The sequence below is a fragment of the Lentibacillus amyloliquefaciens genome, assembly GCF_001307805.1.
GTDB lineage: Bacteria > Bacillota > Bacilli > Bacillales > Amphibacillaceae > Lentibacillus > Lentibacillus amyloliquefaciens.
Genome location: NZ_CP013862.1, coordinates 339,095 through 351,708 on the forward strand (window position 1 = coordinate 339,095; position 12,614 = coordinate 351,708).

Below are 12,614 nucleotides of genomic sequence, written 5' to 3' on the forward strand. Positions count from 1 at the left end.
CATGCTGGAACCGTCAATTGACGACCTGCAAACAAAAATTAAATCGAAGTATACGCTTGTCACAATAGCTGCTAAAAGAGCACGTCAAATCAGAGAAGAAGATAAAAAAGTTCTGGTTGACGACCCGAAATCAAACAAATATGTCGGGCTTGCGCTTGAAGAGATTATGGCCGACAAGCTGCATGTGAAAAATGATAGTAATTAAACCTGATGACCCTCGCCCCTTCTTTGTTCGCGAGGGTCTGATTTTTAGATAATACATGAGCGGTAAAAACTATATTAAATCTGGGGGATGGCATATGATTCAGAATAAAAACATACTACTCGGCGTTTCAGGTGGGATAGCTGCCTATAAGGCATGTGCTCTAACAAGCAAATTAACTCAAGAAGGCGCTGATGTGAAAGTAATCATGACAGAGAATGCTGCGCGATTCGTTTCCCCGCTGACATTTCAGGCGCTGTCACGAAACCCGGTACATATTGATACATTTGATGAGAAAGATCCTGCCAAAGTCGCTCACATTGATCTGGCTGACTGGGCGGATATGACGATTCTTGCACCGGCGACAGCCAATTTAATCGGTAAATTGGCTGGCGGCATCGCTGACGATATGCTGACGACAGTCCTCTTGGCTACACAATCAAGTGTTTATATTGCACCGGCAATGAATGTTCATATGTATGCCCATCCCAGCGTTATGGAAAATATGAAACGTCTGGACGCCTGGGGGTATCACTTTATCGAGCCGGGAGACGGCTATTTGGCATGCGGATATGTCGGCAAAGGGAGGCTGGAAGAGCCTGAGAGCATTATCGAAACGGTTGAACAGCACCAAAGCACCCAGGCTGAACTTAGCGGCAAGAAAGTGTTAATATCTGCAGGACCGACGCAGGAAAGGATAGATCCTGTCCGTTTTTTCACAAATCATTCATCAGGCAAAATGGGATTCGCCCTTGCTGAAGAAGCGGCAAACCTTGGAGCTGAAGTCGTTCTGGTAACGGGACCGGTAAGTCTGGAAGCCCGGAATTCACAGATCAAACGAGTCGATGTTGTATCCGCTGCAGAAATGTACGAGGCGATGCATGATCATTTCCCATCGAGCGATATTGTCATTAAAGCTGCTGCGGTTGCGGATTATCGGCCGAAGCAAACGTTTGATGAAAAGATGAAAAAACAGTCCGGCAACTGGCATGTCGAAATGGAGCGGACACAGGATATTCTGCAATCACTGGGCGAGCGAAAAGCACATCAATTTGTGGCGGGGTTTGCAGCTGAAACAACCAGCCCTGTTGAGTACGGACTTAATAAACTAAATAAGAAAAATCTCGATGCCATCATCATTAACGATGTTGCAGCTGAAGGAGCAGGATTTGCAGGTGACACCAATGCGGTGACATATGTGAATAAAGCTGAAGATACAAAAGAGATCACGCTCCGTTCAAAACAGGAGATCGCTAAGGAAATTCTGTTGTCTATTTCCCGTGATATGAAGGATGAGCCAAAGTGAATGTTGCGAAAGTGATTGTCGATGTTCCGGCAAGTTCCATAAACCAAACATTTGATTACTCGATTCCTGAACGTTTCCGTGAAATGCTGAAACCCGGAATGCGTGTCATTGTTCCATTCGGCCCCCGAAAAATAATGGGCTATGTCGTTGACAGGGTGGGTGAATCCTCTTTCAATAACCTTAAAGAAATAAACGATATTCTTGATATAACGCCTGTATTGACCCCGGAGCTCCTGGATTTGGGCAAATGGCTCGCGGAGGATACATTAAGCTTATATATTACTGCTTTCCAGGCCATGCTGCCTCAGGTTCTGAAAGCAAATTATAAAAAAGAGCTGGAGCGTTTATCCAATGATTCGCTGTCAGAGGAACTTGAAGCATTTTTTGCAGACAGAGATCATGTGGCATATGACGAGCTGGAAAATGCCATGGTGAGCTTTTCCCAGGTTCAAAAAGCAATTCAAAACGGGGATATTGCTGTCCGTTATCTTGTTAAGTCCAGAGTGACAAAAAAACATGTTGCGTTTGTGAAACCGGCAATGGAGCCTCATTTGCTTGCAGAGGCCCTTGAGGATATGTCAGGCAGGGCAAGAAAACAAAAGGAAATTCTCGATTATTTTATTGATCAGAATGAGGAAATCGAGCTGAACAAGCTTCTGAAAAAGTTTGAGACAACCCGTTCCACTATTAATGCATTGCAGGCTAAAGGTTTCCTGGTTTTATTTAAAAAAGAGATTTACCGGAATCCATATAATGACGATGCATTTGAACAGACCACCGCTCTGGAATTGACAGACGAGCAGCGGGAAGCTATTGAACCGATAAAACAACATATAAACGACACGGAGCACGATGTGTTTCTCTTGCATGGTGTGACAGGGAGCGGAAAGACTGAAATTTATTTACAAGCCATTCAGGACGTGATTGATAAAGGTGAAGAGGCGATTGTGCTTGTTCCTGAAATATCGTTGACACCGCAAATGGTCAGGCGGTTTAAAGGACGATTTGGTTCCAATGTTGCCGTTTTACATAGTGCTTTATCATATGGGGAAAAATATGATGAATGGCGGCGGATTCACCGCAAAGAAGTTCAGGTCGTTGTGGGGGCACGGTCTGCCGTTTTTGCCCCATTTGAAAATATTGGTATCATTATTATTGATGAAGAACATGAAAACAGTTATAAACAGGAAGATCAGCCGCGTTATCATGCCAGGGACGCAGCTATTCGCCGCGGGGAGAATCATCAATGCCCGGTTATCCTCGGAAGTGCCACACCAACATTGGAATCCTATGCGAGAGCCCAAAAAGACGTCTACAAACTGGCAGTGCTGACTAAACGGACAAATGAAAAAGCGATGCCTGAAGTGGATATTGTTGATATGCGGGAAGAATTGCACTCTGGCAACCGTACGATGTTTTCCAGACGGCTTAAAGAAAACATTGAACAGCGCATAAGGCGCGGAGAACAAGCTGTACTTCTTTTGAACCGGCGTGGCTATTCAACGTTTGTCATGTGCAGAGATTGCGGTCACGTGAAGGAATGCCCGCATTGTGATATCGCCCTTACCTATCACAAACGTCATAATCAATTGAAATGTCATTATTGTTCATATGAGGAACCGATGCCAATGTATTGCCCTTCATGCAGCAGTGATCTGATTCGTTTTTTCGGAACAGGGACTCAGCGAATAGAAGAAGCTCTGAGTCAGCTGATACCGGAAGCGCGGGTGTTGCGGATGGATGTTGATACCACACGGCGGAAAGGTTCGCATGAAAAACTGCTGAATCAATTTGCCAATAAAGAAGCCGATATATTGCTTGGAACCCAGATGATCGCCAAGGGTCTTGATTTTGAAAATGTGACACTTGTTGGCGTGCTGACAGCTGATTCGATGCTGCATCTGCCTGATTTCCGGTCCGGTGAAAAAACATTTCAGCTTCTGACCCAGGTTAGCGGCCGTGCGGGCAGACACGAATTACCCGGTGAAGTAATTGTTCAGACATATACACCGGAACATTACAGTATTGAACTTGCAAGCCGATATGAATATTTACAGTTTTATAAGCAAGAAATGCAAATGCGCAAAAAATTTCAATACCCGCCATTTGTCTTTCTGGCATTAATAACGGTCTCCCACCAGAATCATGTAACGGCCGTGCAATCAACACAAGAAATTGTAAAACGTTTATGGACGCTTCTTCAGTCTGAGAGTGTTATTTTAGGACCGACTCCGTCACCAATTGCCCGGGTGAAAGATAGATATCGTTACCAATGCATGATAAAATACAAGCATGAACCAGAGTTAAGGACATTAATCAATCAGGTCGTCCGGCAATTTGATGACGAGGTACGCAAAAACGATTTGCAAATCTCTGTTGATATGCAGCCGTACCAGTTAATGTAGCTGATAAGATTTTAAAAAGGAGTGCCGGCAAATGAAACGATTAGTTTTTATGGGAACACCGGATTTTTCAGTGCCAATATTTGAAGCACTTATCAGAACAGAATATGAAGTTGTATTGGCAGTAACGCAGCCAGACCGGCCCAAAGGCAGAAAAAAGATTATGACACCTCCGCCTGTTAAAGAAACTGCCGAAAAGCACCATATTCCTGTCCTGCAGCCTGAAAAGGTAAGAGATGAATACAAAAAAATACTGGCTTATGAACCTGACATCATCATAACGGCTGCTTACGGGCAAATTTTGCCGAAAGAATTGCTGGATGTACCTGAGTTTGGCTGTATTAATGTCCACGCATCATTGCTGCCTGAGCTCAGAGGTGGTGCTCCCATCCATCATGCGATTCTTCAGGGAAAAGATGAGACGGGTATTACGATTATGTATATGGTCGAAAAGCTTGACGCCGGTGATGTCATTGCCAAACAGACCGTTCCAATTGCCCACAGTGATCATGTCGGATCATTGCATGATAAATTATCAAAAACTGGTGCACAACTTCTGGTCGGAACATTACCTCGACTATTTGCGCGGCAGATAACACCTGAAAGCCAGAATGAAAGCCTTGCAACTTTTGCGTCCAATATTAAGCGGGAGCAGGAAAAAATAGACTGGCAAAATGAAAATGGTGTTATTTATAACCATATAAGAGGGTTGCATCCCTGGCCGGTTGCATTCACAACATATAATGGCGAAGTTATGAAAATATGGTGGGCGGAAGTTGATGATAATCATTATGCCGGCACGCCAGGGGAAATCGTTCAGATAATTGACGACGAAGCGTTTATAGTCGTTTGTGGTAATCAAAAAGGAGTTAAAATAAAAGAGATCCAGCCGGCCGGCAAGAAACGAATGACGGTTAAGCAATATTTGCAAGGTTCTCCTGATAGAATTAAAATGGGCGTAGTTTTGGGGGATTAAATGAAGAGTTTTCAGGTAAGAGAAGCCATTGTTGATTTGCTTGTGAGGATTGAACAGGACAGCGGTTTCAGTCATTTATTAATTGATCACGAAATTAACTCGCGCAACATATCACAAAAAGATGAAGCGCTGCTGACGGAGATCGTTTACGGCACCATCCAGCGCAAATTAACACTCGACTATTATTTAGAAAAGTTTGTGGATAAAAAGAAAAAAATGAAGCTTTGGGTGCAAATGCTTTTGCGAATGTCACTCTATCAGATGCATTTTTTGGATAAAGTGCCTGATCACGCTATTATTCATGAAGCGGTTGAAATTGCCAAACACCGCGGTCATAAAGGGATTGCATCGTTGGTAAATGGTGTGCTCAGAAACATTCAGCGAAAAGGAGTGCCGGACACAGCTGAAATTAATGACAAAACAAAACGGCTTGCGATTGAAACAAGCCACCCTGAGTGGCTCGTTGAACGCTGGATAGACATGTACGGTTTTGATATAACCCGCAACATGTGCATTGCCAACCTTGAACGAAAACCGATGTCAATCCGAATTCAGCCGTTGAAAATCTCACGGAAAGCCGTTATGGAAGAGCTTGATGAACTCGGATTTGAAATGAGAGAATCCGATTTTTCCAATCAAGGCATCATTATTGACAAAGGAAATATTCTGCGGACAAGGCTTTTTGAAGAAGGTTTTGTAACGATTCAGGATCAGAGTTCAATGCTGGTGACAGAAATGCTTAATGCAGATCCCGGAATGACTGTTCTTGACGCTTGCAGTGCTCCGGGCGGTAAGGTGACACATACAGCTGAAAAAATGAGAAATAAAGGGACAATCGTTGCCTATGATCTTCATGCCAAGAAGGCAAAACAGATTCAGAATAAGGCGGCTGAACTTGATTTGACCATTATTGATGCTAAAGCCGCCGACGCCCGGAAGCTGCAGGAGAAGCATGCGGAGGAAAGTTTCGATCGGATTTTAATCGATGCGCCATGTACTGGTTTTGGTGTTATACGCGGTAAGCCGGATATCAAATATAATAAACAGGAAGATGATGTTAAGCGCCTTGCACAGATTCAAGCAGATATATTGGATTCTGTCGCACCTTTATTGAAACAAGACGGTCTATTGATATACAGTACCTGTACAGTGGATAAAACCGAAAATGACGAAGTAGTCAAAGGCTTTTTAGCACAAAATCAGGATTTTCAGGCAGACAAAGCTTTTTTTGATCAATTGCCTGATAAGATTCTGGGCTCACCAGGTATTTCTGAAATCGGTCTGCAGCTATTTCCGCATTCATTTTCCACTGACGGATTTTTTCTGACAAGGCTAAAACGTGTATAAAGTGAATCTTCAATCAGTGGGGGTTTTCTTTCTTCCCCCACTGATTGTTAGATGAACGAATCGGACATTTACTGGCAGCCACCCCCCTCCTAATCTTCATCGTATACTCGAACGTTTGTGGTGGGGATCTTACTGCCAGTTACATGCGGGATAAATTGGCTGCAGCATGGTATAAACCTTAAATGTTGTACCGATAAGGGGTGAAAAGATGAAGGGATATTTTCAGACAGATCCGGGAAAAATCAGAAGCCACAATGAAGATGCAGGCGGGCTCTTCTATAATGAGTCAGGACAGATGCTTGCAGTTATTGCCGATGGAATGGGCGGCCATCAGGCAGGTGATGTTGCCAGTGAATTGGCGACATCATTCATCCAGGACGAATGGGAAAAGACGAATACCTTTGAGTCAGCTGAATCCGCCGAAAGCTGGTTAAGAGCAAATTTGCACGAAATGAATGAATCGATTATCCAGCATGCTCAAGCCCACGCGGAATGTGCCGGCATGGGGACAACGGTTGTCACTGCCATTTGCACTGATACATTTGCCTCTATTGCCCATATTGGTGACAGCAGGTGCTATATCCTGAATGAAGACGGATTCAGGCAATTAACAGAAGACCATTCACTGGTGAATGAACTTGTCCGAACCGGTCAGATCAGTAAAGAGGATGCTGAAGAACATCCCAGGAAAAATGTGCTGCTAAAAGCAGCTGGAACCGAACCGGATATAACACCGGATGTTCATACAACACAATGGAACCCTGAAAACAAATTGCTGTTATGTTCAGACGGGCTGACCGATAAAATGAAAGATGAAGAACTATTATCATTCATTCAAGAAGGCCCTGATATTGCAGCAATATGCAACGGTATGGTGGAGCTTGCCAATGCACGAGGCGGCGAAGATAACATATCCCTCGTTATTGTCCACCACGAAACTGCAATCGAAGAGGGTGATAGATAATGTTCAATGGTCATATGCTGAATGAGCGTTACAAGATAAAGAAAACAATCGGCGGCGGGGGCATGGCTGACGTTTATTTAGCAGCAGATACGATTTTGGATCGTGATGTGGCCATTAAAGCATTACGCATGGACTATGCCGATGATGAAGAGTTTATTGCCCGCTTTGATCGGGAAGCCCAATCAGCGGCAAGCCTGGCTCATCCTAACATTGTCGACATATATGACGTCGGTGAGGATGACCGGGTATTATTTATGGCCATGGAATATGTGGAAGGCATGACTCTGAAAGAATACATACAAAGCTCTGGTCCGCTTGATATCCAGGAAGCTCTGGATATTATGAAACAGATTGCATCTGCTATCGCACACGCCCACGCTAATGACATTATTCATCGGGATATAAAGCCTCAAAATATTTTGGTGGATAATTTTGGACAGGTCAAAGTGACAGATTTTGGAATTGCCATGGCTTTAAGTGCAACACAACTGACACAGACCAATTCAATTCTCGGATCTGTTCATTACTTGTCACCTGAACAGGCGCGGGGCGGTACTGCAACGAAAATTTCTGATATTTACTCACTTGGAATCGTGCTATATGAACTGCTGACGGGTGAAATGCCTTTTTCAGGTCAGTCGCCCGTTTCAATCGCGTTAAAGCATTTACAGAATGAGACACCATCTGTTAAACAATTTAATCCGGATGTGCCGCAAAGCGTTGAAAATATTGTTTTAAAAGCGACTGCAAAGGACCCTTTCCATCGTTATGAAACGGTTTATGATATGGAAGAGGATTTGGCTACGGCCCTAGACCCAAACAGGCTGAATGAGGAAAAATTCGTACCCCCGGCACAAGAGGGGGAAGAGACGAAAGCCATCCCGATTATAACCGACAATCAAATGGAGCAACAAGCAGATGAAGATACGATGGCTCCTCAGCAAAATGATGAGACTTTTGTTTATACGGATGAAACTAATGCTGATGGGGGCGAATCAGGTAAAAACGCCAAGAAGAAAAATAAAAAGGATAAACAAAAAACAAAGAAGGGTAAACAAAAGAAGCGAAAAAAATGGCCAATCCTGGTTAGTGTATTTCTATTATTGCTAATAGCCGGGGCGCTTACGCTGTTCATTTTTCCTGGCTGGCTTCAGCCTGATGATGTTGAGCTTTCCGATGTCAGCGGCATGTCATATGAAGAGGCTGTGGATGAATTGAGCGGGTTAAATTTAAATACAGAACGGGAAGATATTAACTCGGATGAATTTGAAGAAAATGTGGTCATCCAATCCGAACCTGAAGCAGGAAATACGGTGAAAGAAGAAGACACTGTCACATTGATCGTCAGTCAAGGGAAAGAAGCTGTCGCATTTGAGGATTATGTTGGTGATAATTATGATCAAGTGAGACGCATTTTAGAGAATAAAGGATTTGACAATATATCTGCCGAAGAAGAATATTCAAATGAGTATGAGGCGGGACAAATTATTTCTCAGGTTCACCCATCACCTGGGACAGAGGTCATTCCGGATGAAACAGAGGTTATTTTTGATGTCAGTTTAGGGTCTGCCCCGGTCAGTGTGAGCAATTTAACAGGGATGAGCGAACAGCAGGCAATAAATACACTGGAAAACCAAGGACTGAACGCTGCCATTAAAGAAGAAAATTCGGAAAACACATCTGAAGGCAATGTTATCCGCCAAGAACCAGAGTCAGGCACCGAGATGGAAGCAGGTGAAACAGTGGATGTCTACATTTCCACAGGCCCTGAAGAAAAGCCGCCTGTGAGTCATGAGGAAACATTTACCGTTTCCTATAACCCGAACCAGGAAGAAAATACTGAAGAGCCGGCAGAACAGACTGTTCAAATTTATATTGGCGATAACAATCGTTCGCTTTCAGAAGTTCATGAAGAATACACAATAACTGAAGACCGGGAATTTGCGATTACGTTGACGATAGCACCGGACAGCGTAGCGAATTACCGGGTTATGCGCGATGATGAAGTAATCATTGACAAATCGATACCATATGAAGAGGCGGCAGGTGACTAGATGACTGAAGGCAGAATTATAAAAGCATTGAGCGGATTTTATTACGTAAAATCAGGAGATAGCATTTACCAGTGCCGGGGGAGAGGTGTCTTCCGCAAGCAAAACATAACCCCGCTTGTTGGGGATTTTGTCGAATTTGACAGCCAGAATCCCGAAGAAGGCTATATACTTTCCATTAAAGAAAGGAAGAATAGGCTCGTTCGTCCGCCTGTTTCTAATATTGATCAGGCGATCATTGCCAGCTCTGCAGCCAAACCTGACTTCAATCCGTTATTGCTGGATCGTTTTCTGGTCATGATTGAATCGAAAAGAATCACACCGATTATTTTGATCACAAAAAAGGACCTGAAAGATGAAAGCGAATTGGAATCCATTGTTCATTACCAACGATTATACGAAGCAATCGGGTATTCGGTTAAATTAATATCTGCGTTGCAGTTTGAAGAATCAGGCGGATTAATACATGATCTCGCTAATCGGGTATCGGTTATCGCCGGACAGTCCGGTGTCGGGAAGTCATCCTTATTAAATGCTTTAAATACATCTCTAACATTAAAAACGGATGAGATTTCAACTAGTTTAGGCAGAGGAAAGCATACAACCAGACATGTTGAACTCGTTGAAATCGGAGGCGGCCTTGTTGCAGATACGCCAGGTTTCAGCACACTTGATTTTGACGATATTGCCCCTGATGAACTGGCTGAATGTTTCCCGGAAATAAGCGAACGGCAGGCAGGCTGCAAGTTTCGCGGCTGTTTTCATAACAAGGAACCAAAATGTGCCGTAAAACAAGCAGTAGAGGAAGGGAAAATTGCCCAAAGCCGCTACAACCATTATCTCCGTTTTTTGAACGAAATTTATTCACGAAAGCCGAGGTATTAATATGACGAAAATAGCACCTTCCATTTTATCCGCAGATTTTTCGAAGCTGAAAAATGAAATTCAGGATGTCGAACAAGGTGGTGCCGATTATATTCATGTTGATGTAATGGACGGCCATTTTGTCCCGAATATTACAATCGGCCCGCTGATTGTTGAATCAATCAAGCCGTATACAGGATTGCCATTGGACGTCCATTTGATGATTGAGAACCCTGATAAGTACATACCGGTATTCGCTGAAGCCGGTGCTTCAATTATTACCGTGCACCAAGAGACTTGTCCGCACCTGCACCGAACGATTCAGCTGATAAAGAGTCATGATGTAAAGACAGGCGTGGTTATTAATCCCGCAACACCTGCTGAAATGATTCGCGACATTTTACAGGAAGTCGATCTTGTATTGCTAATGACGGTGAACCCAGGGTTTGGCGGTCAGGCATTCATTCCCGAAGTCCTTCAAAAAGTAAAACAGATAGCTGCATGGCGAGAAAATCGACAATTGAATTTTGAAATTGAAGTCGATGGCGGCATTAATCAAAAAACAGCTGAATTATGTGCTGAAGCCGGTGCAGATGTGCTTGTAGCAGGCAGTGCAGTTTTTAAACAGGAAAATCGCAGAAAAGCAATTGAAGAAATTGCTTGTGCAGCAGGAAAGGCAGAATAATACCGTGGTATATGTTGCAATTATGGGAAACGGCCCAAAAGATTTAATTCCGGACCTTTCCCGATATGAAACAACAATAGATATATGGATTGGTGCTGATCGGGGCGCTTTGACGTTATTGGAAAACAATATCATGCCGGATTATGCTGTGGGTGACTTTGATTCCATGGCTGAAGCCGATAAAGATACGGTTCGAAAGCAGGCAAAAGTGTTTGATCCGTATCCTTCTGAAAAGGATGAGACTGATCTTGAAATTGCATTGAAACAGGCATATACCCTGAAACCTGATAAATTGTATCTGTTTGGTGTAACAGGCGGGCGTCTTGATCATGCCTTAATTAATATTCAATTACTGTATTCGATTATGGATCAGGGAATACAAGGTATAATAGCTGATCATCAGAATCTTCTTGAGCTATCGGAGCCAGGGTCACATAAAATCAATTATGATCAGCATTATTCCATTATTTCTTTTATCCCGTTCACGCCTTGTGTAAAAGGGCTGACTCTGGAAGGATTTTATTATAAATTGTCCGATGAAACCATTTCCTGGGGATCGACTCTCTGTATTTCCAACCAGCTTATTTCAGATTTTGGTACTTTTTCATACGATGAAGGCATATTATTAGTAATAAAGAGCCGTGATGTCTGATTAGGTGATTGAAAGCTTTGTTTGTATACAGAGGAGGCTGAGAACTCATGAAATTTTATACTATTAAGCTCCCGAGGTTTGTCGGCGGTTTTGTAAGGGTTATCGCCGGTGTGTTTAAAAAAGATAAGTAGTTATGTTTGATTGGCTTTTGTCATTTAATGGCAGAAGCTTTTTTTCATAAGACTGTTTTCCAGGTTGCTGTTTTTGGCACATAATCCATAAACTGCGAAGTAACTTTAGGTGTAATCTACCGCTCCGGAAATACACGCCGCGCACCTTAGGGCGGCTGGTGAGCCTCCCGTCCCGCAGGAGTCGTCGTGTATTTCCTACGCTAGTTTTGCGCTTTATAATCTCATTATTTTGGATCTTAACTAAACTTCTCTTGTGAATGTTTATTGGAGTGGAGGGCAGTCGACTCCTGCGGGAAAACGGGCAGCTGAGGCCTGAGCAGGAAGCGAATTTTGCTTCCGAGGTGGCTGAAGCGTTGCCCTAAGGTGCGCGACTGCCCGGAACGGAAATCAACATAGCACACTTACGTCGCAGTTTACATCAACTGCGATGATTACAGAGCAGCAAACTTTTCGAAAAAAGCTTTCATAAAGGTTTGTCCGAAAAACTTACTTTAGTCCAAGTTTTCGGACAAATAAAAAGCATCCTTCAATTGGATGCTTTTTGACATACGATAACGTTTTTTTATTCTTTTATCTTGTCTGTAACGGACAGTAACCCGCCGGAGTACGGCGATTAACTGTCCCTAAATGTCCGATTCTGTTCAACTAACATTCAGTGGGATAAAGCGTTCCACTGAATGAAGTTTCACTTTATTTAAACGCGTTGTACTTTGCCTGATTTTAAAGCACGGGCAGATACATATACGCGCTTTGGTTTGCCATCTACCATAATACGCACTTTTTGCACATTGGATTTAAAATTACGTTTCGTTGCGTTCATAGCGTGGGACCGATTATTTCCGGTACGGGTTTTACGTCCAGTTACAGTGCATTTTTTAGCCATGATAATCCCTCCTGTTAACACTTGTTTCCTACAATCACTAGTATAATTTAACACAGATACATTTCGAACGCAATTATTACCGCAAATATAAAGGGAAATAGCTTGACAGATGTATGTAAATCATTCATGGTAATAAGGGGCTATTACCCGG

The 12,614-nt window shown here is 43.2% G+C and carries 12 protein-coding genes; 11 read left to right on the forward strand and 1 reads right to left on the reverse strand.

Annotated features, from left to right (window positions below; translation table 11 throughout):
* Position 1 precedes the first annotated feature (1 nt).
* The 11 genes from rpoZ (at position 2) to spoVM (ending at position 11,580) form a co-directional block, all read left to right on the forward strand.
* Positions 2 to 205, forward strand: coding sequence for a DNA-directed RNA polymerase subunit omega (rpoZ, locus tag AOX59_RS01655; RefSeq protein WP_068448081.1), 204 nt, complete (start codon positions 2 to 4; stop codon positions 203 to 205).
* 94 nt (positions 206 to 299) lie between these two features.
* On the forward strand, positions 300 to 1,508 hold the full coding sequence (gene coaBC / locus AOX59_RS01660; protein WP_068440914.1) for a bifunctional phosphopantothenoylcysteine decarboxylase/phosphopantothenate--cysteine ligase CoaBC: 1,209 nt from the start codon (positions 300 to 302) through the stop codon (positions 1,506 to 1,508).
* Entirely contained in the window at positions 1,505 to 3,913 is a 2,409-nt protein-coding gene (gene priA, locus AOX59_RS01665) for a primosomal protein N' (RefSeq protein WP_068440916.1), read from the forward strand. Before coaBC ends, priA begins: the two co-directional genes overlap by 4 nt.
* Positions 3,914 to 3,944: 31 nt before the next feature.
* Positions 3,945 to 4,886 (forward strand): methionyl-tRNA formyltransferase, encoded by a 942-nt coding sequence (fmt, locus tag AOX59_RS01670; protein ID WP_068440920.1) that lies wholly within the window; start codon positions 3,945 to 3,947, stop codon positions 4,884 to 4,886.
* Positions 4,887 to 6,233 (forward strand): 16S rRNA (cytosine(967)-C(5))-methyltransferase RsmB, encoded by a 1,347-nt coding sequence (gene rsmB, locus AOX59_RS01675; protein WP_068440923.1) that lies wholly within the window; start codon positions 4,887 to 4,889, stop codon positions 6,231 to 6,233.
* A gap of 208 nt (positions 6,234 to 6,441) precedes the next feature.
* Complete coding sequence (locus tag AOX59_RS01680; protein WP_068440926.1) at positions 6,442 to 7,197, forward strand: Stp1/IreP family PP2C-type Ser/Thr phosphatase; 756 nt, start codon at positions 6,442 to 6,444, stop codon at positions 7,195 to 7,197.
* Positions 7,197 to 9,251, forward strand: a complete 2,055-nt coding sequence (gene pknB / locus AOX59_RS01685) for a Stk1 family PASTA domain-containing Ser/Thr kinase (RefSeq protein WP_068440929.1) — start codon at positions 7,197 to 7,199, stop codon at positions 9,249 to 9,251. Before AOX59_RS01680 ends, pknB begins: the two co-directional genes overlap by 1 nt.
* The gene (gene rsgA, locus AOX59_RS01690; protein ID WP_068440932.1) at positions 9,252 to 10,133 is read left to right on the forward strand and encodes a ribosome small subunit-dependent GTPase A; all 882 of its coding nucleotides are present in this window, start codon (positions 9,252 to 9,254) and stop codon (positions 10,131 to 10,133) included.
* Position 10,134: 1 nt separating this feature from the next.
* The gene (rpe, locus tag AOX59_RS01695; RefSeq protein ID WP_068440935.1) at positions 10,135 to 10,797 is read left to right on the forward strand and encodes a ribulose-phosphate 3-epimerase; all 663 of its coding nucleotides are present in this window, start codon (positions 10,135 to 10,137) and stop codon (positions 10,795 to 10,797) included.
* Between the two features lie 4 nt (positions 10,798 to 10,801).
* A complete protein-coding gene (locus AOX59_RS01700) occupies positions 10,802 to 11,449 on the forward strand; it encodes a thiamine diphosphokinase (protein WP_082684277.1) in 648 nt (215 codons plus the stop codon).
* 47 nt (positions 11,450 to 11,496) lie between these two features.
* Entirely contained in the window at positions 11,497 to 11,580 is an 84-nt protein-coding gene (spoVM, locus tag AOX59_RS01705) for a stage V sporulation protein SpoVM (RefSeq protein WP_068440937.1), read from the forward strand.
* A gap of 694 nt (positions 11,581 to 12,274) precedes the next feature.
* Here the strand turns inward: spoVM and rpmB are convergent.
* Positions 12,275 to 12,463, reverse strand: coding sequence for a 50S ribosomal protein L28 (rpmB, locus tag AOX59_RS01710; RefSeq protein ID WP_068440940.1), 189 nt, complete (start codon positions 12,461 to 12,463; stop codon positions 12,275 to 12,277).
* Positions 12,464 to 12,614: the final 151 nt, after the last annotated feature.

What these genes read in the sequence shown, in the direction of transcription:
- rpoZ (WP_068448081.1), top strand. Translation starts at nt 2, where the DNA reads ATGCTGGAACCGTCAATTGACGACCTGCAAACAAAAATTAAATCGAAG.
- coaBC (WP_068440914.1), top strand. Translation starts at nt 300, where the DNA reads ATGATTCAGAATAAAAACATACTACTCGGCGTTTCAGGTGGGATAGCT.
- fmt (WP_068440920.1), top strand. Translation starts at nt 3,945, where the DNA reads ATGAAACGATTAGTTTTTATGGGAACACCGGATTTTTCAGTGCCAATA.
- rsmB (WP_068440923.1), top strand. Translation starts at nt 4,887, where the DNA reads ATGAAGAGTTTTCAGGTAAGAGAAGCCATTGTTGATTTGCTTGTGAGG.
- AOX59_RS01680 (WP_068440926.1), top strand. Translation starts at nt 6,442, where the DNA reads ATGAAGGGATATTTTCAGACAGATCCGGGAAAAATCAGAAGCCACAAT.
- pknB (WP_068440929.1), top strand. Translation starts at nt 7,197, where the DNA reads ATGTTCAATGGTCATATGCTGAATGAGCGTTACAAGATAAAGAAAACA.
- rsgA (WP_068440932.1), top strand. Translation starts at nt 9,252, where the DNA reads ATGACTGAAGGCAGAATTATAAAAGCATTGAGCGGATTTTATTACGTA.
- rpe (WP_068440935.1), top strand. Translation starts at nt 10,135, where the DNA reads ATGACGAAAATAGCACCTTCCATTTTATCCGCAGATTTTTCGAAGCTG.
- spoVM (WP_068440937.1), top strand. Translation starts at nt 11,497, where the DNA reads ATGAAATTTTATACTATTAAGCTCCCGAGGTTTGTCGGCGGTTTTGTA.
- rpmB (WP_068440940.1), bottom strand. Translation starts at nt 12,463, where the DNA reads ATGGCTAAAAAATGCACTGTAACTGGACGTAAAACCCGTACCGGAAAT.